Raw genomic sequence first — 26,484 nt, forward strand, 5'->3', positions numbered from 1 at the left:
TCTTTCACGAATATGCTACCCCGTGTTCCCAGCTTAGATTTGCCAGGCTTTAGAAGGCTTTGCCACATATGTTGTATACCGAAATCCCGAGTCAACGCCCTGATACGCCATTGTTGAATGGAATAGACCATCCACAACAATTACGTCAGCTTGAGCCAGCCCGTCTGACACAGGTGGCAGATGAGCTACGTCAATATATTTTATACGCTGCTGGACAAAGTGGTGGGCATTTTGGTGCCAATCTTGGGGTCGTTGAGCTGACCGTAGCACTCCATTATAGCTTTAACACTCCCGAAGACCGCTTGGTTTGGGATGTTGGACATCAAGCCTATCCGCATAAAGCTCTAACAGGTCGCCGTGAGCAACTTGTTAGCATTCGTGCGAAAGATGGTTTAGCTGCATTTCCTGCACGTGAAGAATCTGTATTTGATACCTTTGGTGTAGGACATTCATCGACTGCAATTTCTGCAGGTTTAGGCATGGCATTGGCAAGCCGATATCAACAAAAAAAGCGAGAAGTTGTTGCCATCATTGGTGATGGTGCAATGACAGCTGGTATGGCATTTGAAGCCATGAATGATGCGGTTGCCCACAATGCAGACCTAATGGTTGTATTAAATGACAACGATATGTCAATTTCACAAAGCACAGGTGGATTTGCCAAACATTTAGCGTCTATTTGGGAACAAGGTAAATTTATTAATGTTGATGAACAGGGGCAAGCCTTCGTTCAAGATTGCCCTGAATGGGACTTTAATTCTCGTTTGCATGAATCTGCAACTGATGCTGCCGATAACCTATTTAAAGCCATTGGTTTTGATTATTTTGGTCCATTTGATGGACACGATGTCAATCAATTGGTTCAGGTCTTTAATGCGTTAAAACAGCGTAAGGGACCTCGTTTAATCCATATTTATACCGTTAAGGGTAAAGGATTTGCACCTGCCGAAGCGGATCAAATTAAGTACCATGCGATTGGTAAACTCAGCGCGGTAGCTTCAAAAAATACCGCCCCAAAATATGCCGATGTTTTTGGGCAATGGTTGTGTGATGAGGCAGCGCAAGATGAAAAATTGCTCGCGATCACACCTGCAATGTGTGAAGGCTCGGGTATGGTGCAATTTGCACAGCAATATCCTGAGCGTTATTTCGATGTTGCGATTGCCGAACAGCATGCGGTCACACTTGCTGCTGGTATGGCATGTGAAGGCTTAAAACCTGTTGTTGCGATTTATTCGACATTCTTACAACGTGGTTATGATCAACTGGTTCACGATGTTGCTTTGCAAAACCTTGATGTCACTTTTGGTATTGATCGTGCAGGTTTAGTCGGTGAAGATGGTCCAACACATGCAGGGGCGTATGATTATGCCTTTATGCGTACCGTACCGAACATTGTGATTATGGCGCCGAAAGACGAAAATGAATGTCGTCAAATGTTGCATACTGCGTATATGCATCAGGGGCCTGCCGCAGTACGTTATCCACGTGGTAATGGCTTGGGTGTAGAAATTCAGCAAACAATGATCACAATGGATATAGGTAAAGCTGAACTTTTAGCGACGTTTAATACTGAACATGAAGACGGTATTTCGATTTTAGCTTTTGGTAGTCGTGTTCAACCTGCGCTTGAAGCTGCAAAGCAACTTGCTGAACAGCTAGATGTTGCTGTACGTATCGTGAATATGCGTTTTGTCAAACCACTTGATGAGCAAATTATTCGAGATTTGGCAGATCAAACGAGTTTATTTGTTACTGTCGAAGAACATGCAGTAATGGCAGGAGCGGGAAGTGCTGTGAATGAATTTATGGCGCAAGCGCAAATTTTAAAACCTATGTTGAATTTAGGTTTGCCTGATACGTTCTTAGCACAAGCGAGCCATGCTGAAATGTTACAATCTTGCGGTCTAGATGCTAAAGGCATTCAACTTTCAGTTCAACATGCATGGACGAAACTGATTCAGCATGTTTAAAAGTATTAAAAATTATTTTGATATTGAATTGGATGATTTAGCTCAATTAAGCGATATAAATTCATAGCTTATAAACTTCATAAACATTTTTCCCCTAAAAGCCCGAATATTTGCTAAAATATTCGGGCTTTTATGCATTATTCTTTATCAATATCTTCAAATTTGTAGTGGGTGTTCAATGGAACCTATGGTGGTTATGGCTGCGCGTGCGGCTCAATTAGTTGGTCAAGAGCTTTTAAAAGCGCATCAAAATCGTCATAAACTCGATCTACAAGTCGAAGAAAAAGGTATCGATGGTCCTGTAACGCGTGTAGACCGTTATATTGAACAGTTGACGATTGATACACTTCGTAAAAGTTATAAAAATCACAGCTTCCTTGGTGAAGAATTTGGTTATCAAGAAGGTAATGGTCACGACGCTGATTGGTGTTGGATTATTGATCCACTTGATGGCACATTAAACTTCATTAATGGTGTTCCTCATTTTTGCGTATCTATCGCAGTTCAGCACAAAGGTATCACTCAACACGGTGTTATTTATGACCCTGTGAAAGATGAGTTATTCTCTGCAAGCCGTGGTCGTGGTGCAATGCTGAACCAACGCCGTATTCGTGTAAATGTAAAAGACAGCCTTGAAAAGACTTTCATGGGCGTAGGTCATGCATTTCGTAAAGTTCGTAACGGTGAAGTCGTTTCTTATGCAAAAAACCATTTTGATTCATTGTTGAATGTCACTGAGGCAGGCGCGCAATATCGTCGTTCAGGTTCAGCAGCACTCGATCTTGCTTATGTTGCAGCAGGTCGTTTTGATGCTTACTTTGAACTTGGCCTGAAGCCTTGGGATATCGCAGCAGGTGAATTAATCGTGAAAGAAGCGGGTGGTACTGTTGTTGATGCACGTGGTGGTTCTGATTCTATGGAAAATGGTCAAGTGATCGCTTGTTCTATGAAAATGTTAAAACCACTCATGCAACAAGTTGTTCCTGCTTGGGGTGAAGCTGCGAAGTAATTTATACTTTCGTAGATTGAGTTTGAAAAGCCTTCATTTTTATGAAGGCTTTTTTATGCGTTATTTGAAATTTAATCTTTATTTTGTTCCCTATGTTTAATACGCATTTCCCATTCTTCAAATGGAATATTGTGTAGATCTAACTCATCTTCTTTTAATTCACTTACACCTTTCATAAGTAGTCCTGGCCAATGATCTTCTTCAGGAATATAGGCAAATTCGAAATCAATCTTTCCTGTTTCTGTTAATGTGATTTTATAGTTTGTCCATTTCTCTGCAAACATATCCAGTGATCTTAACTTTTTCATTAATTCATATATTTGACTTTCAATTTCGTAAGGACTTTCACCAAATAGAAAACTCTCGTTTTTCCCATTTTTGAGAAGCCAATCTGCTCCACCTGACCAATGTTCAGGATAAATATCACCTGTAAAATATATTACAGTTGCTTCTTCAGGCATGATAGACCACAGAAGTTCACCAATTTTTTGATAGATTTCTTGTTCTTGTTCTTGTTCTTGTTCTTGTTCTTGTTCTTGTTCAGGGTTGCTCCAACTATCTGTCAACTTTTGTGTCCAAAATCGTGATGGAACCATCATGCATGCATGAGTAGAAGGGTGTATTAAAATTGGAATTTTATTACTGGACAATATGCGATTCGGACTATGTTCTCTGGCAAAGACAAATGTTGTTGAACGTATTGATGCGTTTGTAAGTGATGATGGCAACTCCCAATCTAAGCCACGCTCTTGCTCATTCGTGACCATTTCTGCAAGTTTACTCAATTGGATATCATCAGGAACAGTATTTTTTAAACTATAAATTTTTGATGCGATTTCTGATAAGTATTCAGGATTATTATCAAAGTCTTGAGTAGAAGAGTAGACAATATGCACGGGATGATCCATCGGACCATCTTGAAATAATAAATTATTCGCTTGTACGACTGCCGCCCAAACAATATTTCCATGATTGAGTAATTTTAATTGTTGTCGATATTGTTCGGATAGTGGATCATCAGCATTCATCCATTTAGGTTGTTTAGATCTAGTGAATAGGTTTTTAATAAAGCGAATAATATAATGATCTTTATTGAAGTTTTTTCTAATCACTTGAATAGTTTCTTGTTCAATGGTTTGTGTAGACATTTTTTTAATCTAGCTTTGTTGTTTTTAGGGATAAATAGAAGTGTTTTATTTCAAAATAATTATATCTCATTTACTCACAGGAAAAAACAATAAAACTTCGTGACTTTATTTTAAATCCTGCTATACTCCGCCCACGCACTAAATTTCGTTCATTACCTGAACATTTCTCTTCTATATTGTGTAGCGCGTCCGGTCCCAAGAGAGGACAATATTTCGCGCCCCACCCAATCGCTTAAGCGATTCCTTCAGGTTGCGGCTGTTATCAAATGTGCGTTATACGCATCGTCGTTCTCGGATTTCCGCTGATTTCTATTTTTCAGCGATTATTGCTGTGCCGGTTTTTGCCGATGTCCATCAGACTATATATTTAATGGAGCACCCACATTCGGGTGACATACTCTATGAGCAAAACTTTTGCTGATTTTTCTTTAGACGAGTCGCTACAAAAAGCACTTGAATCTCTTGGTTTTACTGCGCCTACGCCAGTTCAAGAGCAATCTATTCCTGCGGCTATGGAAGGTAAAGACCTTCTTGTATCAAGCCAAACAGGTTCTGGTAAAACTGCTGCATTTTTACTTCCAACATTAAATGCTTTAGCGGGTCAAGACACGCTTAATTCATTTAAAGATCGCATGAAAGCGGTAACTCAACCGAATATCCTTGTTATCTCTCCTACACGTGAGCTTGCACAGCAAGTATGTCAAGATGCTATTGCACTTGTACGTCACATGAAAGGTGTTCGTGTTGCTGCAATCATGGGCGGTATGCCTTTTGGTAAGCAAATTCAACAATTAAAAGGTGCACAAGTTGTAGTTGCGACTCCAGGTCGTTTACTTGATCTTGTAAACCGTCGTCAAATTAAACTTGATTTAGTTGACGCTTTAATTGTCGATGAAGCTGACCGTATGCTTGATCTAGGCTTCTCTGAAGACTTGGAAGCAATCAGCGATTTAGCGTTAAATCGTAAACAAACATTAATGTTCTCTGCAACATTTGCACCACGTATCATTAACCTTGCTGAACGCATGATGAATGATCCAATGCGTATTGCAATTGAAACAGGTCATTCTACAAATACTGACATTACCCAAACTTTGCATTGGACTGATGGTTTTGAGCATAAGAAAAAATTGCTTACGCATTGGTTAAGTGCTGAAGATGTAGATCAGGCTGTTGTATTTGCGTCAACTCAAGAAGATACAGATATGCTTGCTGAAGAGCTTGCAGAAGCTGGTCTTTCAGTTGTAGCACTTCATGGTGCTATGCCACAAACTGTACGTAACCGTCGTTTACGTTCTATTCGTGAAGGTCGTGCAAAAATCCTTGTTGCTACAGATGTAGCTGCTCGTGGTCTTGACGTTCCAACAATTTCACACGTAATTAACTTCGGTCTTCCTATGAAGAACGAAGACTATGTACACCGTATTGGTCGTACAGGTCGTGCGGGTCGTACAGGTAAAGCAATCACTTTGGCAACTTACCGTGAACGCGGTAAAATTCGTGCTTTAGAAGATTACTTAGAAGCGCGTTTGAACGTTTCTGAAATCGAAGGCCTTGAGCCATCTCCACCTCCTGCACGCGGTAGTCGTGATGGCGGCGGTCGTGGTCGTGATGGTGGCGGTCGTGGTCGTAACGGCGGCGGTCGTGGCGGTTTTGGTAGCCGTGATAGCGGTGGTCGTAGTCGTTTTGAAGGCGAAAGCAACTTCAAACGTCGTGAAGGTGGTGAAGATCGTCCACGTCGTGAAGGCGGTTTCGGTGATCGTCCACGTGGCGACCGTCCATCGTATGGCGATGATCGTCCAAAGCGTGATTTTGGTGATCGTCCAGCTCCACGCCGTGAGGGTGGTTTCGGTGATCGTCCACGTGGCGACCGTCCATCGTATGGCGATGATCGTCCAAAGCGTGATTTTGGCGATCGTCCACCACGTCGTGAAGGCGGTTTCGGTGATCGTCCACGTGGTGACCGTCCATCGTATGGCGATGATCGTCCAAAGCGTGATTTCGGTGATCGTTCAGCTCCGCGTAGCGATCGTCCATCTTATGGTGATCGTCCTCGCTCTAATGATGATAACCGTGGTAACAGCGTAGATTACAAACCACGTCGTGAAGGTAGCTTCGGCGACCGTCCAAAGCGTGATTTTGGTGATCGTCCAGCGCCACGCCGTGAAGGTGGTTTCGGTGATCGTCCACAACGTTCTTTTGGTGACGACCGTCCAAAACGCACTTTTGGTGGTGAAGATCGTCCTAAGCGTGAATTTAATTCAGATCGTCCGCGCCGTGAAGGTGGAGAAGATCGTCCACGTCGCAAATTTAACGACTAAATATAAAATAGTTTAAGTAAATTTAAAAAAACCAGCTTTAGGGCTGGTTTTTTATTGCATGCAAAATTTATTCTGATACAATAAAGTGTGTTGTAGTTCATGCTTTTTTTATTTTTAGATAAATATAGGTAATAATGTGAATATTCGTATTTATGGAAATTCCCATTTTGGAGTGATTATGTTTAATATTTTCTTCCTGCTCTTGTTATGTAATATCGGATATTTTGTTTTTAGTGTATTGCTGTAAATGCATTTTGTTTTACCTAAAATAATTTAATAAATAAGAACATTTTAAGTACATTATTCAATAATAAATTTAGTATAAGATTCAGACTTTAAGTATAAAAATGATACACTGCGTCCCAAATTATTATTATTTCATCTTAATACAACTCAGGGTGATCAGAGTATAGTATGCGGACTGTAATTGCAGGAAATGTTCAATTATGAATAATCAAACACTTCCCGACGATCAGGCTTTAATTGAAGTACGCAATTTAAGTTTTAATCGTGGTGAACGTGTCATTTATGACAATGTAAATCTTAAAATTCGACGTGGACAAATTACCGCAATCATGGGGCCGTCAGGTACAGGTAAAACAACTTTATTGCGCCTAATTGGGGGACAATTGACGCCTGATCATGGTGAAGTATTGCTTGATAGAAAAAATATTGCATCCATGTCACGAAATGAGCTTTTTGCTGCACGTGCACGTATGGGAATGTTATTCCAAAGTGGTGCATTGTTTACAGATATGACGGTGTATGAAAATGTGGCTTTTCCCATTCGTGCACATACGAAATTATCTGAAAATTTAATTGCAGAACTTGTGGCTTTAAAACTTGAATCTGTTGGTTTACGTGGTGCTGAAAAATTGATGCCAGCTGAGCTGTCGGGTGGCATGAATCGCCGTGTTGCTTTGGCGCGTGCTATAGCACTTGACCCTGATCTCATTATGTATGATGAGCCATTTGCAGGGCAAGACCCAATTGTGATGGGGGTTTTAACGCGCTTGATTCGCTCTTTACGTGATGCGCTCGATTTGACTTCAATTATTGTTTCACATGATGTATCTGAAACTTTATCTATTGCTGACTATATTTATGTGGTTGCCGAGGGCAAAGTACAAGGAGAGGGCACACCTGATGAATTGCGTCAGCATGCTTCACCGTTTGTACAGCAATTCTTGACAGGTTCGATGGAAGGACCTGTTGATTATCAGTTTAGTCATCAGCCGTATTTAAAGAATGAGGTACATTCATGAATGCAATTGCCTTATTAGGTAGACGTGTTATTGAGCGTGTACAGGGCATTGGAGTTGCAACGCAGATGCTGTTGCAGATCTTATTTTCTATGCCTACAGCTTTGGGCTTCCGACTATTTCTGTATCAAATGTACCGTGTCGGGGTCATGTCATTATTAATCATTGCAGTATCTGGGCTGTTCATTGGTCTAGTCATTGGTCTGCAAGGTTATTCAATTTTGGTTAATGTTGGCTCTGAGTCTATGCTTGGTACAATGGTTTCATTGACCTTACTGCGTGAACTTGCACCTGTTGTTGCTGCGTTGTTGTTTGCAGGACGTGCAGGTTCTGCATTAACTGCAGAAATTGGTTTAATGAAAGCGACAGAACAGCTTTCAAGTATGGAAATGATAGGTGTTGATCCACTCAAACGTATTGTTTCACCGCGTCTTTGGGCGGGGATTGTAAGTTTACCTATGTTATCTGTTATTTTTGCTGCCATTGGAATTATGGGTGGTAAATTGGTGGGAGTGGACTTTTTGGGTGTTGATGAAGGTTCATTTTGGAGCGGTATGCAAGGCACAATACAGTTTAGTAAAGATGTGCTTAATGGCACAATTATCAAGAGTATTGTTTTTGCACTTATTTGTACTTGGATTGCGGTATATCAAGGTTACGCTTGTGAGCCAACATCGGAAGGTATTGCTACTTCGACAACACGTACGGTTGTCTATTCATCGCTTTGTGTACTTGGTTTTGATTTTGTGTTGACTGCGGTCATGTTCGGAGGGGTTTAATGAAATCACGTAGTAGTGAGCTAGCCGTAGGTATTTTTGTCATTGTCTTTGGGATTGCTCTATTTTTCCTTGCCATGAAGGTTAGTGGCTTGATGGGGACAAATCTCAAAGATAGCTATAGCATGACAGCTACATTTGATAATGTGAATGGTTTAAAACCTCGTGCCAAAGTAACGATGAGTGGTGTCACCATTGGTCGTGTGGAATCTATTACCCTAGACCCTGTTTCACGCCTTGCAAAAGTCACATTTGATTTGGACGGTCAATTGACATCATTTGATAGTAAACAATTGAAAGATGTACAGCAAAATGCACTCGAAGAATTGCGTTACAGTGCTGATTATCAGTCTGCAGATGCTGTGAAACAAAAAGAAATGGAAAAAACACTGATTAGTAACATGACATCCATCACAAGTATTGATGAAGATGCTTATATTATGGTTGCGACCAATGGATTGTTGGGTGAAAAATATTTAAAAGTTGTACCTGGTGGTGGTTTGAATTACCTCAAACGTGGTGATGCTGTAGGTAATACACAAGGCACAATGGATCTTGAAGATCTAATTTCTAAATTTATTACAGGTGGTGCAGGTAAATCATCAAGCGCTGCATCTGAGTCTAAAGATGCACCTGCTACGACCGAAACAACTGATGCTCAAAATTCGTTTGTCGAATAAGCATTAGAGGAGTAACTGAAGGTGAACATGAATATAGTATTAAAACAAACTTTTACAGCAGGTATTCTTGCAACAATGATGGCGACAGTTGCCAATGCAGCACCTACTGAAGCGCCTCCCGCTTTTGTTAAGCGTGTTGCTGATGGTCTTATTTCACGTTTGAAAGCAGATCATGCGAAACTTCAGAGTAACCCCGATGCTGTAAAAGCGATTGTACGTCAAAACCTTGATCCGTATGTCGATGGTCAGGCTTTTACACGTATTGTGATGGGAACATATGCGACGAATCAATACAGTAATGCTGCACAGCGTGCTAAGTTTGAACAAAATTTTCGTAATACATTGATCGAAAACTACGGTAGTGCGTTTGCGAAATTTACGAATCAAACTTATACCATGCGTCCGTATAAAGCGAGTGCAAGTAAAAATCCTGTAGTGACGATCGACTTTAATAACAAAGGTGAAAAAATCCCTGTGTCATTCCAACTGTCAGATCAAGGTTCACAATGGAAAATCCGTAACATCAATGTATCTGGTATTGATCTTGGCTTACAGTTCCGCAATCAGTTTGCAGCAAACGTTCAACGTAACAATGGCAATATTGATAAGGCAATTGCAACATTCAAACCTGATGCTGATGCAGCAGTGAAAAAATAATTGATTGTGAATGATGGGTGGATGCGTGATTGAATTAAAAGATCAGGAATTGTATGTTAGCGGTAAAATTTCTTATGATAATGCTGAAAGCTATTATCAAAGTGGTTTGAAGATTATTCGTGATGAAAATAAATTTCCACTGACAATCAATTTATCTCAGCTTGAACATGGGAGTACTTTGGCATTGTCAGTGTTGGTACAGTGGTTGCGCCAAACACCGAATGTGCAAGGATTACAATTTAAAGCTGTACCTACAAAAATGATGAAAATTATTCAAGCCTGTCATTTACAAGATGATTTGATATTGATTTAAATCATTAAAGTAAATAAAAAAGCACCGAAAGGTGCTTTTTTATTTCTGTAAAATTTTGAGATTAGCAATATTCAATATATGTAAGAATATTCGGGCATGATTGTAGATGTGGTGCATTTCTTTTGCTTCGCTTTGAAGCAGTGTTTCAAAGCCTTGCTCATCAAATCCATTTTTTCCATCTAAAGTAAATGAGTGGTCCTACAAAGAACGCGATCAAGATTGTGATCACAACATAAAAGCTTGTCGAACCATGTGCAAAAGGTAGAACTTCGGTGTTCATACCATAAATACTTGCAATTAGCATGGGTGGTGCAAGCATACTGGGTAAAATGGAGAATCGACGAATCGTATCATTCTGCTCAGTATTAATGAAGCCTGACGTGGTGTCGAGCAGGAATCGAACTTTTTGGAATAAGAATGCATCGTGTTCGACCAGTGAGCGAACATCCTCACTAAGCTCTCGAATATCTGCATCATAAATATGACTACCCAATGCACGAGGTCGGGATAAGAAGGTCAGTACTCGGCGTAAATCAATCAGGCAGAGTTGTGCTTTTCCGAGCATATCCTCTTTTTGAGCCAAACGTGTAATCATATCATCAAGGTCTAAAATCATTTCACGATGACGCACGTTCAAGACTTCAGTTGAATACGACTCAAGGTCTTTGTGAATATCTTCGAGGATATCGGCAAGTTCATCGAGTTTAGCTTCAAGTAGACCAAGTAAAATCCAAGTCGGATCTTTATAGTCAATATCATAATCATTGCGGCGGGCACGGGCACGAAATGCACGAAATGCTACAAGTTTTTCACCACGTAAGGTGAACAAGCGGTTTTTATGCAAAATGAATGCAACCGTTTGTACCGTTGCCAGCATGTTAGTTGAATCATCAGGATCACCTTCAACCTGATAGTTTTTATTTTTTGTTAAAAAATAGGTACTGATATGTAAAATTCCATCATCATCACGATAGAATCGAGCAGAGGATGAAATATCTTCGAGTGATTTTAGCGTAGGAAGATTTTGTTCATAGGCGTCTAGCACCCATTCTTGTTCTTCTTGTGAAGGTGCAATAAGGTCAACCCAAACCAATTCAGGGTGTAAGTCAAAACCGCCATTAATGGTTGCATCTTCCAAGCTACCGCGCTCTGTGGCATAAAAGGCTTCAAGCATCGTCTCTTTCTCCTTTGCGCAGTATACTGAGTTAATTGATGGGTGTATTTTAGACAAGGATTCCGAGGAAAACACGGAATACATCGCTTATTTTTAAAAAATCTCTCGTATTGTTTAATTTTACATCATGACCATAGCATAACAGGGTTAGATTTATATGAATTCTATCGCAATTTTTTGTGGATCTGCATTTGGATCAGATTCTATCTTTGCTGAAACGGCAAAATTAACGGGTGAATTAATCGCCAAGCAAGGGAAAACCTTAGTTTATGGTGGTGGTCGTTCAGGCTTGATGGGTATTCTTGCAGACAGCGCATTGGCTGTTGGTGGTCAGGTCATTGGTGTGATTCCACAGAATTTGGTCGATGCTGAATTGGCGCATCCAGATTTAACAGAACTGTATGTTGTTAAAGATATGCATGAACGTAAAACTAAAATGTCTGAACTCTCCGATGGTTTTATTGCTTTACCGGGTGGTTCTGGGACATGGGAAGAGATTTTTGAACAATGGACTTGGGCACAGCTAGGTATTCATTTAAAGCCGTGTGCATTTTTAAATGTTGAAGGTTTTTATAGTGATTTATTTAAGTTTATTCAATTGAGTACACAGAAAGGTTTTACTAAAGAACGTTTTACTGATGCCTTGATTTGTTCAGATTCTATAGAAGCGATTATGGCTCAATTTGAAGTATTTGTTGCACCTGAACCAAAATGGGGTAAACAAGAAAGAGTACAAGAAGAAAAGCGTGCTTAGTTTTTGTTAAGTTGTAAAAACACAATATATTGATTTTAATTTTAATTAATATCACAATATATTGTGTTTTTTGCTTTTAATTATTTTAATGTATGAATGTTATTACTGTTGCTGCGGCTGTTATTTTGAATGATCAAAATCAGTTATTATTGGTGAGAAAGAAAAATACTCAATTTTTTATGCAAGTTGGTGGAAAACTTGAGATCAATGAATTACCTGAACAAACAATGCTACGTGAAATTGAAGAAGAAATTAGTACGACTGCACAAATACAGCAATTTTTAGGTCGCTTTGAAACACTCGCTGCGAATGAAGCAGGGCATCAATTGGTGAGTTATGTTTATCAGGTAAATTTAGATCACGCACCAAAAATGGATGCTGAAATTGCAGAAATGAAATGGATTGATTTAGACCATGATCAGACTTTACTTGCACCACTTACAAGGGAAGTGGTTATTCCGTGGTGTAGGGCAAATTTATAGGTTTTAGTCTGCTGCGGCAATACAGGCACTATAAATTTGCTGACAGCCGAGTTTGTTCAGTGCTTGTATAAGTGCATGAATAGAACTACCTGTGGTCACTACATCATCGATGATGAGTACTTTTTTATATTTACGTCTTTCGGTAGAAATGATTTGAAATTGATTTTCGATATTTTCAATACGTTCGATTCGACTTAAACCTTTTTGCGAGTGTTGTGCTTCACGGTTAATGGGTTGCCATACAGGAATATTTAGTTCCTTAGCCATAATTTTGGCAATAATTAGCATTTGGTTGTAGCCACGATCTGCGAGCCGTTGCGTTGAAATAGGCATAGGTACAATGGCTTGGACTTTAGGCAGTCTTAAATTTAATAAGCTGTGTGCCAGTAAATTTTGGTATTGTAATTGTTGTTCATATTTGTAGGTCAGAATCACTCGGTCTATGGGAAATTGATAATGATGAGCGCAAAGAATTTGTTGTTCATGCCGTATGATATGTTGTTTGAGCCATGGCAGATGTCCCCAACAATCGTTACATAATGAATGATATTGTTGTTGGTCTATGCCACAGAGTAGACAATTTGACATGCTTTGTACGCTTTTTTGTAGAATTCGGCTGATGAGTTGGAACATATTTTTATTCTTTTTTTAATTTTAAATATCAATTTTAAAGTAAATTTAGCTATTAAAAAATGATTTTTGCATAGTGGAATTAATAAAGTAAGTCCCCCCTAAAAGGGATGAGGACTTTGTTTAAACATATGCATACCTTGGTGCTTCAGGTAGCCATCGTTTCAGCAAGGCTTCTGCATTTGCAGGATAATCTTTTAAAACTTGACCTGCGATATAATGTGCTTGATTTAGTAAGTGGTCATCTCGTTCGAGCTTGGCAACACGAAAGCCCATATCACCTGTTTGTTTTGTGCCAAGTAATTCACCTGGTCCACGTATTTCTAAATCTTTTTCAGCAATCAGAAAGCCGTCATTAGTTTCCCGCATGATACGCAAACGTTCTTGCCCATTTTGGGACAGCGGATGCTTATACAGCAGGGCGCAGAAACTCGCTGTTGCTCCACGTCCGACACGACCACGAAGCTGATGCAGTTGTGAAAGCCCAAGACGTTCAGCATTTTCAATGATCATAATAGAGGCATTCGGCACATCAACACCCACTTCAATCACGGTGGTAGCAATCAATAACTGTAATTCATTGTCTTTAAATTGTTGCATGACAGATTGCTTTTCATCAGCCTTCATTTTGCCATGTACAAGTCCAATATTTAGTTGTGGAAAACGTTCTTTAATTTCCGCATAAGTGGCCTCAGCCGCTTGAGCATCCAAGGTTTCAGACTGCTCTACAAGTGTACATACCCAATAGGCTTGCTTCCCTTCGGCACAGTTTTTCGCAACACGCTGTAAAACTTCTTCTCTACGCTCTAGCGGAATTGTCACGGTTTGAATAGGTGTGCGACCTGGCGGAAGTTCGTCAATGACTGAAGTGTCTAAGTCACCATAAGCAGACATTGCGAGTGTTCTAGGAATGGGGGTGGCAGTCATCACCAATTGATGTGGCGTGGTATTGTCTACGCCTTTATTACGCAGTGCTAAACGCTGATCGACCCCGAAACGGTGTTGTTCATCAATAATGACTAAACCGAGTTTGGCAAATTCGACATTATCCTGAAATAGCGCATGTGTCCCAATAATTACATTTGCAGTACCATCTTTTAGCGTGAGTTCAGCCGTAGTACGTGCCTTACCTTTTTGTTTGCCTGAAAGCCATGACACATTTAAATCGAGTGGTTCAAACCATTTTTTAAAGTTTAAATAATGCTGTTCCGCTAAAATCTCAGTCGGCGCCATGAGTGCAACTTGCCAACCTTCCTCAAGTGCATGGCAGGCGGCAACTCCTGCAACAAGTGTTTTTCCTGCGCCTACATCACCTTGAACAAGGCGAAGCATTGGTTTGTTTTGCTTTAAATCTTTGGCAATTTCATTTGATACACGTTTTTGTGCATTGGTCATTTCAAAAGGCATGCTCGCCAATAGTTGCTTGGCAAAGGTTTTACTGTAGCTAAATGATGGTGCTGCGATTTGTTGTATATATGCACGGCGAGTCAATAAGCTAATTTGATGTGCCACCAATTCTTCAAAAATTAGGCGTTGCTGAGCAGGGTGTGAACCTTGCGACAGTTGCAACATATTGGCATCTACAGGTGGATGATGAATATATTCAAGTGCTTGATTTAGCGCATAACCATTGGTGAATTTTTCAGGGAGTAATTCAGGTAAATCATCGGCGTGATGATTCAGTGCCTGTTTGACGTATTCACGTAGTTTAGGTTGGGTTAAGCCTTCAGTCGCAGGGTAAATTGCGGTGAGTTCAGTGTGGGGTAGTGGTGTAAGTTCGGTAATGAGCTGTATTTCAGGATGATATAACTCTAAACCTCTTGCACCGACTCGAACCTCACCGAATATTCTCAAGCGATTACCTGCTTTGGCTCGATCCATCAAGGCTTTATAAATATGATAAAAACGTAAGGTGACTTTACCGAAATCATCCTGCAATAAAATCGCCATCGACTTGCGTTTTCCAGGTGGCATTTCAATAGACTTGACCACGCCTTCCATAAGGTAACTACGTCCAACCTGTAATTGGTTCATGGCAATGATCGTGCTACGATCTTCGTAGTCACGTGGTAAATGGAACAGCAGATCATCTGTCGTGAAAATATTCAGTTTTTCAAGTAAAGTTGCGGCAGCATTGCCAACGCCTTGTAATTGATGAACAGCAGCCATTTTCCCTCAACTTAGTGTGTACTGATTTAATCATCAGTTTCGGTGAGTCAATTTTTGATGAATCGGTTTAAATAGGTCGGATCATGCATATTCTATTTATAGGTTATGGTAAAACATCTTCGCGGGTTGCTAAACAATTATTTCAGCAGAATCACCAAATTACCACAGTGAGTCGTAGTCCAAAGACTGATGATTTTGCTCAACATCTGACGCAAGATATACATCAACTCGATTTATCGCAGATTTCACTTGTCGATGCTGTCTATGTGCTTTTAGCACCACCTCGAAATACGTCTTTAAGTTTTGTTGAAGCTTACATGCAGACTTATGTCAATTCTGTTCAGCCTATTGTTCGTGCATTAAAGGATCATCCTGTGAAGAGGATTGTTGTGGTGTCTTCAACTCGTGTGTATGGGGAGAATCATGGTGCGGTGATTAACGATGATTCACCGACTATTCCGTGTGATGAGCAAGGTTATTTGCTGTTAAAAATGGAAGAATTATGGCAACAGGCTTATCCAAATGAATGTGTAATTGTACGCCCGACAGGGATTTATGGGGATTCATCTGCAAGAATGGTAAAACTTGCTGAAGTAACAAAGACTTATTCTAATATTAATTGGTCTAATCGGATTCATATTTATGATCTGGCGAACTTTTTAGCGCATTTGCTTCACGTGGAACATCCTGAAAAATCATATATTTGTACAAATAACCAACCCCAACCTTTGCATGAAATGATTTTAAAAATTCAACGTGATTTGAATTTACCTGAGTTGGTTTTGCAAAGTCAGAATGAAACTGGGAAAAAGATTTTTGCGAAGAATATGGTGAATAGTGGGTATAAATTAAAGCATGATAGTTGTTTGCTAGATTATAGAAAGTTGTTATAAATGTTTGATGCATGTTATTTTGTAATTGATTTTATTAAACATTTAAAAATTAGGAATTTTTTTGTGAAGCATGAATGATCTATAATTTTATAACTTCTATATAAATCAATTTATGAATGAGGCTCTATTCTTTGAGTAGAATTCATCTCATGTCTCACCCGGCTAATACGTTCATAAATCACTTTTCGCATTCTGTTTATTGCTCCAAGCGGTTTATATTCAGGTAGCGTATGCCATGGGGTAAAAGAAAGGTTTTCACAAAACTTATTTTGTTCAGGAGTATCAAAAACTTGTTGTGGAATACGAATTGTTGCTACTTTATAAAAAGGGGCTTTGCTTTCTTTCCATTCAGTCATAGAGTCCTCGACTGACATGGTATTTGATGTTCGAGGCTGTATTAAAAACTCCATGCAAGCATCATTTTTTTGCAGACTTGTTTTGAGTGCTTCTCTTAAGAAATCATGATTCGGAGCGTATGGAATAGTCTCTTTAAATGCTGAACATGCTTGTATAGAATACTTTACAGCTTCACGATTCTGTCCTAGTCCCATCTGGTATGGCACCATAGACCAATACCTTGTATGCAAAGGATTTGAAATTTTATTTCGAGAGTTGAATGCGATCCAAGTGCCTTTCGCCCCTAATGCAAAGGGGATATGAAGTTGTTTAGAAGAATGCTCACTATTTATATCCTGCATTAACGATAAATAACGAGCAGGGTTATTTACAAAAAAAACAGGGTGATTAATCATAATAAAATCTTGAGTAGATGCTTCATTTGCTAAAAGCTTTGTTCCTGGTACTCCTAAAATTTTTATTGCGATGCCTCGAGCATCTTTTTTTATGTCTGCTTGCGTCGCATCGCGAGATCCATTAGAAAAGCGAATCCAAGATTGATATGTTTTTCCAGGAATAAAAACACCTTGAGCTAAATTTTTAGGTAGTTTTTCATTGATCTTGAATTCTGCATGTACACAGCCATGGGCTTTAGGATGTGCATCTCGTAGTGCGATACCTGTTGTATAGTGCTTTCGAATGGATGTTTCAATGGTGTCTGCAATTTCTATAGCTGTGGTTGTTTCATTTGGATAAAGGTTTTCATTTAGACCTTCATCTATTGCGGGATAAGTAACATCATTTGACGAGTTAAGTGTAATCGGTAAGGTATTCGCATTGACAGTAGAGCAGATATTGATGATTACCATAGACTGTAATAGTCGACTTAAACATATAGGCTTGATCAATTTTATCATTGATATCTCCTTGCGCTGAGCAAGTATCATGTCTAATTTATTTGCCTGATAGAGATCAGGTTCATTTAATCCATCAATAATTATAAAATTGAAAAGCCACTGAGCTTATAAATATTTTTGAGTTAAATTTAGCTTCAAATATAACTTATTTAAGATAATGAGGGATGCTAAATTGATTTTTATTTTCAAATAGATATCGATTATATTTTAAATTAATCCCTCCTCTCCAATTAGGAGAGGAGGGATGTATAAGGATTTACTTCTTCTTCCGTTTTAACCGTTTCTTCGCTTGCTGCGCAGCTAAAGCATCTAAAGCCGCTTTTAACTCATCATCAGTAAATGACGTAATGTGTTGAAGCATTTGTAAAGTTACATCATCCAATACCAAGTTGGCATACTGTGCAACATTGCTAAATTGTTCACCATACACAATCGCATGATCTTCATTGGTCTTGATATAACCTTGTTCCGTCAATACTTTTACAAAGCTTTGGAATAGTGCTTTATCAAAGAACTCAGGTGAATTGAACTCATATAACACAGACAAACGCTGACCGACTAAATAACTCAATTCTTCAACCTGACGAATCGAAATATTGCCCGAACCACGTTGCGAAATTAAAGCCATCGTCATGTAATAGCGCTCAAGACTCTGACGTACAGGCGCAGCTAAAACTGCAAGCTGGTTATGGTCTTCCGAATTTGGCGTAGGGCAGAAAATAAAATCTTCATCATCGACAAAAATCAAGTTTGCTTGCGCCAAAGCATCAATATATTCAGTGACTTGAGCATTTATTTCACTATCTTTCCATTTTAAGAACAATTCAGCTTTCAAAAATGGATAAAGCGTACGAATGACATTTAACAAATCAGTTTTATTGATCCGACCATTATGCTCTACCAAGGCAGCAATAAGTGATGGTAAAACAAAAGCATGCAAAATGTTATTGCGGAAATATGTTAGTAAAACTGCTTGATTGTCTGCAATCGCAATAATATCGCCAAGGACGTGAGGTACACGCTTAATCAATTTTAGTTTAAGACCATAAGCAATGATTTCTTTCCCTGAAAGTGGCGTGACTTGCGTACGACCATCATAAGGAATAGCGGTGAGCAAATTGCGATAAGTATCGAGTTGCTTCACACAAATTTCTTCATCAAGCGTGTGTTTCGGTGTCGCCAATAAAATCAAAGAGAGCAATGAAACAGGGTTAATCACGACAGCACGGTTGATATTTTCTAAAATTGCATTGGCTGAGCTATTTACCGCATTTGAAATTTCTTGTGGAATCGGATCATCATTATGTTCAATTTTGATCTTGTCTGCGCCGTGTGCTTTGAGTAAATCATCCAAGAATACAGGCTCGCCAAAGTTAACGTGAACTTTACCGAAAATACGTTCAATCTTTTTCAAAGTTTGAACAATACCCCAAATGGATTCAGACTCTTTGGCTTTACCATTCATCTCACCGACATAGGTTGCACCTTCCATCAAGCGCTCATAACCCACATAAGTTGGAATGAAGACAATCGGTTTCGCACGACCACGTAAATGGCTATGTACCGTCATTGCCAACATACCTGTTTTTGGTGGAAGTAAGCGACCTGTACGTGAGCGACCACCTTCAATGAAGTATTCTAAAGGTGTGTTACGTGACAAAATATTAAATAAATATTCTTTAAATACAGAAGTGTAAAGTGCATTACCACGGAATGAACGACGAATAAAGAATGCGCCACCACCACGCAGAAGTTGACCCACAAACGGCATATTCAAGTTATCGCCTGCGGCAATATACGGCACCATCAAACCACGTTTGTAGATCACATATGACAATAATAGGTAGTCGATATGACTACGGTGACATGGCGTATAAATGACTTCGTAATCTTTGACCAACTCACGAACGGTACTGAAATTATGCACTTCCACACCATCATAAAGCTGAGTCCATAAACGAGTTAGTGCTTTATCGGCAAAATGTACTGCTGACGCTGAGTAGTCCGAAGCGATTTCATTGACAAAACCAATGGCTTTGCGTTCAGCATCAATCATGCTTACTTTAGAACGAATGCTTTCTTTACGAATGGCATCTTGTACATCAGGCGCTTTAATCAATGAGTGCATAACATTGCGGCGGTCAGATAAATCAGGCCCTAAAATCACTTCACGCTGACGATCTAAATATTGATTGAGATGACTAACAATATAAGTGACAGGTGATATATTTGGATGATGGATATTGGCATATTCCACAAGGCTTTTTAACGATTGTGCATCATGGAACTCTAGATAAGACTGACGACCATGAACGCCAATATTCATTAGTTGTTTGACTTTACCTGGTGTTGCCCATGTATCTGCAAACAACAGTTTCAGTAATGAATCTTCTTTATCGGGTGAACGCCCCCAAAGCACCGTGACTGGAATCAGCTCAATGTCGTAATCAGGGTGTTTTTCTAAAAATTCAATGAGACGTAATAGACGCGGTGGAAATGAATGCGTCGTCGATTGCAGTAAATTATGATCATCTTGATGTTGTAAAAAGATGACCGCTGCTTTTTCTTTTTGTGTTTCAAGTACAAGTGGATCAAGTGCTGCTGGGAGTTTTAAGCGACGTGTTTCACCATCAACCACTAACGCATTACTACGAGAATGGTTTTGTAAAACATAGCAGACCACTTTTTTATTGGCTTGTTGTGGAGATTGAGAATCCGCTGCTACATCGGACGGAATTTCTCCAAGAACATGCGGTGTGACCACAAGGTCAAGCAGCTTACTGGAAAGCCGACGGTACATTTGACCAAAACCACTCTTGGACATAAAAACTCCTAGCAAATGATGAACAGCACATGTATTTCAATGAGCAATATTTTCTATAAATTAGTAGACAAACAATAGGTCATTTTCAGCCAAATTATAGTGAAATACGCGGACTTTATCGTTAAAAATCGTATTTTTACAGATTATAACAAAGTTAAGTTGTGACAACACAGTCAATCAAAATTTAGTATTTTGCTAGGGAGTTGTGGCAAAATAAAAAATCATCTGTATTGAGTCACTATTTTTGATTAGAAATAGCAGCCAAATACAGAAAATACGGAATCTATTTTAGAGCCTTATCTCTTATCGTGCGGATTGTATATGAATAATCTAACCCAAGAATTGGTTGAACTACTAAGCTTAGAAAGGCTTGAAGCGAATATTTTTCGTGGACAAAGCCGTAACCTTGTAGGCAAGCGTGTATTTGGTGGACAAGTCCTTGGGCAGGCTTTACGTGCGGCTTCTTATACAGCAGATCGTCCTGTAAATTCATTACATGCTTACTTCTTATATGGGGGAGATATTAACGCACCCATTATTTATGAAGTTGAAAATTTGCGTGATGGGAAAAGTTTCTTAAGTCGCCAAGTGAAAGCTATTCAGCACGGTCGTATCATTTTCACAGCAATGGTGTCTTTTGCAAATTATGAAGAGGGCTTGGAGTATCAAATTGAGCAGCCAGAATATCCTGCGCCTGAAACATTAAAGCCTGAACAAGAGCTCAAAGAAAATTTGGTGAGCTTCGTTCCTGAAAATATTCGTACCGCATTTATGCGCCCACGTCAGGTTGAAATTCGTCAGGTAAATGCAAGTAATCCATTTCAGCCACAGCCTGAAGCACCGTCGTATGCGCATTATTTACGGACGCATCAAGACTTGCCTACAGATGTTGTTGATGATATTTCCTTGCATCAAGCAATTGTTGCTTTCTATTCAGACTACACTTTAATGATGACGGCTTTACGCCCACATGGCGTGAATTATTTATCGCCAAGTTTGCAATGTGCGAGCATTGATCATGCCATCTATTTTCATAGACCTGTCCGTGCCGATGAATGGATGCTGTATGACATGGATGCAACGGTGAGTGCCAATTCACGTGGTTTGAACTTTGGGCGTATGTGGCAAAATGGTCAGTTGGTTTGTAGTACAACACAAGAAGGCTTAATGCGTTTACGTGAAATTGAAACGCAATAATATGATTTAAAATAGCTATAAAAGACATGTAACATGATAAAAGCCTTGAATAATTCAGGGCTTTTTATTGTTCAATAGAAGAGTTGGTTATGTGCTTTTCACAAAAAAATTCTCGATTATTCAATGTTTCAATGGCATATTTCAATTTGAATTTATAAGAAAGCATAATGACGATGAACCTGAATACTCAGATTCTGATTGCAGCCATATTGGGCGTCGCATTTGGATTTTTACTCAATCAATTTCCTCAGACCGCTTTTTTTGACCATAGTATTTATGGTTTGAGTATTTTGAGTAGCATTTTTATTGGTCTGTTAAAAATGCTTTTGGTTCCACTTATATTTAGCTCCATTGTGGTTGGGGTATCTAATTTACAGTCGGGCGGGCAGTTGAGTCGGACATGGAAAATTACATTGCTCTGCTGTGTGACGACCACGACATTGGCATTGATACTCGGTATTGGTGCAGCGCATTTATTTGGTGTCGGACAGGGCGTTGATATTGCTATGTTTCAGGATGCAATGAATGAACATCAAACACCAGATACACTGACGCCATCTGCATTCTTTACCAACTTTATTCAAAATACCTTAATTAATCCGTTCAAGGCATTTTCGGATGGTAATGTGCTTGCTGTTGTTGTTTTCGCATTGATGCTTGGTGTGGCTTTAGTGAAAGGCGGTGAACGATTTAATTCAATCAAAAAGCTCAGTACGCAATTTTTTGAAGTGATGATGATGCTTGTTGGTTGGGTCATGAAACTTGCGCCCATTGGTATTTTTGCGCTCCTTGCAAAATTGGTTTCGACAGAAGATATTTCAATATTGAGTCGTTTAGCGGAGTTTGCTGCCGTTGTAACGGGTACAACTATTTTTCATGGAGCAGTTGTACTGCCATTACTGCTGTGGATTTTTGGCAAGATGAGTCCGATCACCTTTTTTAAGGGAACACGCACAGCACTGATCACTGCATTTGCAACAAGCTCGAGTTCTGCAACCATGCCATTGTCGATGAAGTGTGCACAAGAAAATTTAGGCGTTCGTCCGCAAGTTGCAGGTTTTGTGATCCCGCTTGGTACACAATTAAACATGGATGGCACGGCACTCTATGAAGCTGCTGCTGCTTTGTTTATTGCAAACTTGATGGGACTAGATTTAAGTATAGGACAACAATTGATTGTTTGTTTGACAGCAATGATTGCATCGCTTGGTGCACCAGGGATTCCAAGTGCAGGCATGGTGACGATGATTATGGTTTTACAGTCTGTTGGATTACCTGCCGAAGCAATTGCAATTCTACTTCCTATAGATCGTTTACTTGATACTGTACGTACCGTAGTCAATGTTCAAGGTGATATGATGATTAGTGTGGTGGTTGATCGCCATACGAGAAATGTCGTAAATAATTAGTTTAGAAGTATTTAGAGAAAATAAAAAACCTGCTAAAGCAGGTTTTTTATTTTAAAATTTTCTGTAATTTGTATTATGCAACTTTCAGTAATGCTCGTTTTGCAGCAGGTGATTTATCTAAATAGGCAATTGCATCTTCAGTTTTTGCTTCATGTACTGGATCATACCAAGGCATCAAATAACCAAGTTGCTGTGAAACCAACCAAAGCGGATGTGGCATAAGACGGTTATCTGTTTGCGCAATACGAACCCATTCACGCCAAATCCATGGTTTATAAAGCGCAGGTTTTTTGTCTGCGAAACGTGGGTCTTGTCTCATAATATGTGCTGCACCATCAACCCATAGCCCTATAACAGCAGCAATTACAAGTAAGCTCTGATAGTAACGAGAAATATAACCACCGCCCAAATGGCGATAAAGATCAAATGCGACAGTACGATGTTCAATTTCTTCTGCACCGTGCCATTTGACCAAATCAAGCATATTGGCATCTGCACCGAGCTCTTCCCACTTTTTGTTGTACAGAACGTATTTTCCGAGTACACAGGTCATGTGCTCTACAGTGGCAATAATGCCTAATCGGAATAAATCCCATTGATGCTCAAGTGGGCCAGGTACGGGAATAAAGGTGAGGGGTTTGTCAGCTAGAACTTTAGTAAATAACAAATCCATCAATTTTAGATTACGCTCAACATCAATGTTACGAATAGTGAGATATTCTTTATTTGCTGAGTTGTGTGCTTGAGCATGCATAGCTTCTTGGCGGATGAATGCACGAACATCTTCTTTCAGTTTTTCATCGGTAATTTGTGGTAAAACTTTGTTGTATAAACGACAAAACCAAAATTCACCAGCAGGTAAAATCATATTAATTTCATTAATAAAATAGCTAATGAAAGGTTGATTTGGAATCCAATCAATCGGTGTATCTTTCCATTCAAATTTGACTTTACGCGGTTTGATTGAGTATTGGATGGAAGAACCAATTTTACTGTTTTTGATGCGTGAGAGTAATTTCATAGCAGAGTCCCTGATTCTAATTGTTTATGATTTTATTTGTTGTAATCATCAACAATGCTTACATGTACTGAGTATAAAAAAAAGTCCCAAATTGTATTTAGCAATTTGGGACAATCAAATATCAATTGGTGATGATTTTTGTTGGACAATCTATAAAAAAGAAGGTTTTAGTTTAAATTTGGCTGTTCATCGCCTAAATCATCATCTTGATCCATATCTTGTTCATCATCTAAAAGATCATCTTCCGAAGCTTCAGGAATAGCATCTAAATCAAACACTGTATTTTGTTCCAATGTGTAATTTAAACGTCCTGCCATAACACTTGCAAGTTCTTCAAGTCCTTGTTTATTCATTGATGAGAACAACTGAATGGAGAAATTGAGCTTCATTTTACGCAGTTGTTGTTGTACATCAATGAGCACTTGACTAGCTGGGCCACGGTTCAATTTATCTGATTTAGTCAATAGAACATGAACAAAAAGTTGACGAGAATACGCCCACTCTAACATCATGACATCGAAGTGTTGTAGAGGATGGCGAATATCCATCAATAACACTAAACCTTGTAAACTTTGACGATGAATCAGGTAGTTTTCAAGTTCTTTTTGCCAAACAATTTTCATCGATTCAGGTACGGCAGCATAGCCATAGCCAGGTAAATCGACAAGACGTTGATCAGGATTCCCCAAGCTGAAAAAGTTAATCATTTGGGTACGACCAGGACGCTTTGATGCTCGTGCTAGTTGTTTTTGATTAGTCAATGCATTGATTGCACTTGACTTACCTGCATTTGAGCGACCTGCAAAAGCAACTTCATATCCCGTATCTTCTACGCATAAATTCAGTTTTGGTGCACTCATCAGAAACTCAGCTCTGCGTAACCAGTTTAAAGACGAATTTGCATACTCTTCAACCACAGAGTCCACTTTGCGTTCATAACTAATTTTTTGCTTAGGTGCTTGAGCAATTTTGGCGTTTCTTGATTTACCACTGTGGCGATGCATAATCCAACTTCGAAAATAACGGAATAAGATGCATTATAAAGGAAGTCGGTGATTCAGGCGAATTTTGCAGATCAACAAGCCAATTTATCATGATGAAAAATGTTACAGATTAAGCAGTGAAATCAAAGGAGCTTGATTTGTTGAGCCTTGAGGTGATGTATTGAGAACATCAGATAGGGTGTATTGGTTTAAGCTAAGATAAAACTGTTGTATGGCATGATCAAGAATACCTTTTAAACCACAGTTTGTACGAAAAACACAAGGTGGATTATTGCATTCTACAATAGGCGCATAGCCTTGTAGGACTTGAACAACATTGCCAAGTTGGGCATTTAAAGTTGTTGGATTGAGTTGAATGCCGCCGCCTTTACCTCGTGTGGTAATAATCCAATGTTGCTTTGCCATAAAATGCACAATTTTTGTCAAATGATTTTGAGAGACGTGCAAATCTGCTGCAATTTCTGCAATGGTATAAGGCGTATCTCTAGAGCGTGAAATATACATGAGTATGCGTAAAGCATAATCAGTGAATTTATTGAGTTGCATTTTGGCGTGATCTTATCGATGCGACTTAGTAGTTTGTATTATTTTAGCCTGAAAGCTCCCTTTTCGGGAGCTTTCAGTTGAAATTTACGATTTATTGCTATTTAAATGCAGATAGAAAAGTCTTATTTTGCCTGTGGAGCGGTGAGTTGAACTTGATCGCCGACTTTATATTGATTCAGTAAAATATCTGAAACTGAGTACTCGGTTGGATTGTCGGTTGCTTTTACTTCAAATTGGTACTGTTGTTCATCACCTGAAAGTAAGATGAATTGATGGGGTTGCTGTAGTTCTTGTCCAGGTACTTTAACTTTTACCGAAATAAATTGACCAGCAGGTGCAGCTATAATAGTTAAACCATCACTTGCTTTAACTGTAAAGCGCTTCCCATGTTCAGTCGCTATAATGTCACTAATAGTGAAGTCGCGCCATCCTGCCCATCCACCATTTTGTGTCGCTAAGCGTTCATATTTTTGTTTTTCAACACCAATTAAAATATCTGCCAATTGTAAATATGCAACTTCCCATGCGGCAATCAGTTCAGAATCCATCGGTACATTGAGAACTTCACTGATTGAGTTTAAAAGGTTCTCACCCACAATCGCGTATTGATCAGGTTGAATATCTAAGCTGACATGTTTTGTGGTGATGTGTTCAATAGCTTTTGCTAAAACAGAAGGATTTTCGATATGTTCAGCATACGCCAAAACCGCAGCAGCTAAAGCTCTTGGTTGGCGACCAGAATTTTGGCTATCTAAGTTAAAGATATTTTTTAACTCAGGATGATTGTTTAACATGCGGTTGTAAAAGTAGCTTGTTAAAGCAACACCATTTTCACGTAATACAGGAACAGTTGATTTTACAAGTTCAATATGTTCAGGAGTCATTTGCTGGACCTCTTGTTGTCTGGCTATTTAAAAGATGTATTTAAAATACATCTTTATATTTAAATGTACAATAACTTTGTTGTAAAAAAGGCATAAAAAAATTAA

Annotated in this window: 23 protein-coding genes; 13 read left to right on the plus strand and 10 right to left on the minus strand. The window is 39.1% G+C overall.

The window, feature by feature from the left end:
- The first annotated feature begins 68 nt into the window (after positions 1 to 68).
- Together dxs and ACK1JC_RS00835 are read left to right on the plus strand one after the other, a co-directional pair.
- On the plus strand, positions 69 to 1,973 hold the full coding sequence (gene dxs, locus ACK1JC_RS00830) for a 1-deoxy-D-xylulose-5-phosphate synthase (protein ID WP_409509957.1): 1,905 nt from the start codon (positions 69 to 71) through the stop codon (positions 1,971 to 1,973).
- Positions 1,974 to 2,151: 178 nt separating this feature from the next.
- The gene (locus ACK1JC_RS00835) at positions 2,152 to 2,982 is read left to right on the plus strand and encodes an inositol monophosphatase family protein (RefSeq protein WP_409509958.1); all 831 of its coding nucleotides are present in this window, start codon (positions 2,152 to 2,154) and stop codon (positions 2,980 to 2,982) included.
- A gap of 71 nt (positions 2,983 to 3,053) precedes the next feature.
- Here the strand turns inward: ACK1JC_RS00835 and ACK1JC_RS00840 are convergent, their stop codons facing one another.
- A complete protein-coding gene (locus tag ACK1JC_RS00840) occupies positions 3,054 to 4,130 on the minus strand; it encodes a hypothetical protein (RefSeq protein ID WP_409509959.1) in 1,077 nt (358 codons plus the stop codon).
- Between the two features lie 401 nt (positions 4,131 to 4,531).
- Here ACK1JC_RS00840 and ACK1JC_RS00845 point away from each other — a divergent pair, with 401 nt between their 5' ends.
- The 6 genes from ACK1JC_RS00845 (at position 4,532) to ACK1JC_RS00870 (ending at position 10,139) form a co-directional block, all read left to right on the plus strand.
- Entirely contained in the window at positions 4,532 to 6,451 is a 1,920-nt protein-coding gene (locus tag ACK1JC_RS00845; protein ID WP_409509960.1) for a DEAD/DEAH box helicase, read from the plus strand.
- Positions 6,452 to 6,897: 446 nt separating this feature from the next.
- Positions 6,898 to 7,716 carry an ABC transporter ATP-binding protein gene (locus ACK1JC_RS00850; protein ID WP_409509961.1) on the plus strand — a complete coding sequence of 273 codons (819 nt, stop codon included), beginning with the start codon at positions 6,898 to 6,900 and terminating at the stop codon, positions 7,714 to 7,716.
- Entirely contained in the window at positions 7,713 to 8,492 is a 780-nt protein-coding gene (gene mlaE / locus ACK1JC_RS00855; RefSeq protein ID WP_409509962.1) for a lipid asymmetry maintenance ABC transporter permease subunit MlaE, read from the plus strand. The genes ACK1JC_RS00850 and mlaE overlap by 4 nt, the downstream gene beginning before the upstream one ends.
- Entirely contained in the window at positions 8,492 to 9,169 is a 678-nt protein-coding gene (locus ACK1JC_RS00860) for an outer membrane lipid asymmetry maintenance protein MlaD (protein ID WP_409509963.1), read from the plus strand. The genes mlaE and ACK1JC_RS00860 overlap by 1 nt, the downstream gene beginning before the upstream one ends.
- 27 nt (positions 9,170 to 9,196) lie before the next feature.
- Positions 9,197 to 9,826 carry a phospholipid-binding protein MlaC gene (locus ACK1JC_RS00865; RefSeq protein WP_409509964.1) on the plus strand — a complete coding sequence of 210 codons (630 nt, stop codon included), beginning with the start codon at positions 9,197 to 9,199 and terminating at the stop codon, positions 9,824 to 9,826.
- Positions 9,827 to 9,851: 25 nt separating this feature from the next.
- Positions 9,852 to 10,139 carry a lipid asymmetry maintenance protein MlaB gene (locus ACK1JC_RS00870; protein WP_409509965.1) on the plus strand — a complete coding sequence of 96 codons (288 nt, stop codon included), beginning with the start codon at positions 9,852 to 9,854 and terminating at the stop codon, positions 10,137 to 10,139.
- A 160-nt stretch (positions 10,140 to 10,299) separates the two neighbouring features.
- On the opposite strand, the gene ACK1JC_RS00875 is transcribed toward ACK1JC_RS00870, so the two are convergent.
- Positions 10,300 to 11,313, minus strand: coding sequence for a magnesium and cobalt transport protein CorA (locus tag ACK1JC_RS00875; protein WP_409509966.1), 1,014 nt, complete (start codon positions 11,311 to 11,313; stop codon positions 10,300 to 10,302).
- 157 nt (positions 11,314 to 11,470) lie between these two features.
- On the opposite strand from ACK1JC_RS00875, the gene ACK1JC_RS00880 reads away from it, so the two are divergent.
- The gene (locus tag ACK1JC_RS00880; protein WP_409509967.1) at positions 11,471 to 12,067 is read left to right on the plus strand and encodes a TIGR00730 family Rossman fold protein; all 597 of its coding nucleotides are present in this window, start codon (positions 11,471 to 11,473) and stop codon (positions 12,065 to 12,067) included.
- Between the two features lie 92 nt (positions 12,068 to 12,159).
- Positions 12,160 to 12,549 (plus strand): NUDIX hydrolase, encoded by a 390-nt coding sequence (locus ACK1JC_RS00885; protein ID WP_409509968.1) that lies wholly within the window; start codon positions 12,160 to 12,162, stop codon positions 12,547 to 12,549.
- Between the two features lie 3 nt (positions 12,550 to 12,552).
- Here the strand turns inward: ACK1JC_RS00885 and ACK1JC_RS00890 are convergent, their stop codons facing one another.
- Both ACK1JC_RS00890 and recG read right to left on the minus strand, forming a co-directional pair.
- Entirely contained in the window at positions 12,553 to 13,182 is a 630-nt protein-coding gene (locus ACK1JC_RS00890) for a ComF family protein (RefSeq protein ID WP_409509969.1), read from the minus strand.
- Between the two features lie 120 nt (positions 13,183 to 13,302).
- Complete coding sequence (gene recG, locus ACK1JC_RS00895) at positions 13,303 to 15,348, minus strand: ATP-dependent DNA helicase RecG (protein WP_409509970.1); 2,046 nt, start codon at positions 15,346 to 15,348, stop codon at positions 13,303 to 13,305.
- A gap of 83 nt (positions 15,349 to 15,431) precedes the next feature.
- Between recG and ACK1JC_RS00900 the strand changes: the two genes are divergently transcribed.
- A complete protein-coding gene (locus tag ACK1JC_RS00900) occupies positions 15,432 to 16,241 on the plus strand; it encodes an NAD-dependent epimerase/dehydratase family protein (RefSeq protein ID WP_409509971.1) in 810 nt (269 codons plus the stop codon).
- A 110-nt stretch (positions 16,242 to 16,351) separates the two neighbouring features.
- Here ACK1JC_RS00900 and ACK1JC_RS00905 read toward each other — a convergent pair whose 3' ends face one another.
- Together ACK1JC_RS00905 and plsB are read right to left on the minus strand one after the other, a co-directional pair.
- The gene (locus ACK1JC_RS00905; protein WP_409509972.1) at positions 16,352 to 17,494 is read right to left on the minus strand and encodes a catalase family protein; all 1,143 of its coding nucleotides are present in this window, start codon (positions 17,492 to 17,494) and stop codon (positions 16,352 to 16,354) included.
- Between the two features lie 256 nt (positions 17,495 to 17,750).
- Positions 17,751 to 20,318 carry a glycerol-3-phosphate 1-O-acyltransferase PlsB gene (gene plsB / locus ACK1JC_RS00910; RefSeq protein ID WP_409509973.1) on the minus strand — a complete coding sequence of 856 codons (2,568 nt, stop codon included), beginning with the start codon at positions 20,316 to 20,318 and terminating at the stop codon, positions 17,751 to 17,753.
- A 321-nt stretch (positions 20,319 to 20,639) separates the two neighbouring features.
- On the opposite strand from plsB, the gene ACK1JC_RS00915 reads away from it, so the two are divergent.
- Both ACK1JC_RS00915 and ACK1JC_RS00920 read left to right on the plus strand, forming a co-directional pair.
- A complete protein-coding gene (locus ACK1JC_RS00915) occupies positions 20,640 to 21,515 on the plus strand; it encodes an acyl-CoA thioesterase (protein ID WP_409509974.1) in 876 nt (291 codons plus the stop codon).
- Between the two features lie 173 nt (positions 21,516 to 21,688).
- Positions 21,689 to 22,924 (plus strand): dicarboxylate/amino acid:cation symporter, encoded by a 1,236-nt coding sequence (locus tag ACK1JC_RS00920; protein WP_409510016.1) that lies wholly within the window; start codon positions 21,689 to 21,691, stop codon positions 22,922 to 22,924.
- A 73-nt stretch (positions 22,925 to 22,997) separates the two neighbouring features.
- On the opposite strand, the gene ACK1JC_RS00925 is transcribed toward ACK1JC_RS00920, so the two are convergent.
- The 4 genes from ACK1JC_RS00925 to ACK1JC_RS00940 form a co-directional block, all read right to left on the minus strand.
- Entirely contained in the window at positions 22,998 to 23,945 is a 948-nt protein-coding gene (locus ACK1JC_RS00925) for a metal-dependent hydrolase (RefSeq protein WP_409509975.1), read from the minus strand.
- Positions 23,946 to 24,112: 167 nt separating this feature from the next.
- Positions 24,113 to 24,949: a ribosome biogenesis GTP-binding protein YihA/YsxC gene (yihA, locus tag ACK1JC_RS00930; protein WP_409509976.1), complete on the minus strand. Its 837-nt coding sequence runs from the start codon at positions 24,947 to 24,949 to the stop codon at positions 24,113 to 24,115.
- A 102-nt stretch (positions 24,950 to 25,051) separates the two neighbouring features.
- A complete protein-coding gene (locus ACK1JC_RS00935; protein WP_409509977.1) occupies positions 25,052 to 25,495 on the minus strand; it encodes an RrF2 family transcriptional regulator in 444 nt (147 codons plus the stop codon).
- 122 nt (positions 25,496 to 25,617) lie between these two features.
- Positions 25,618 to 26,379, minus strand: coding sequence for a globin domain-containing protein (locus ACK1JC_RS00940; protein WP_409509978.1), 762 nt, complete (start codon positions 26,377 to 26,379; stop codon positions 25,618 to 25,620).
- Positions 26,380 to 26,484 lie beyond the last annotated feature (105 nt).

The sequence above is a fragment of the Acinetobacter sp. TY2 genome, assembly GCF_046269225.1.
Taxonomy (GTDB): domain Bacteria; phylum Pseudomonadota; class Gammaproteobacteria; order Pseudomonadales; family Moraxellaceae; genus Acinetobacter.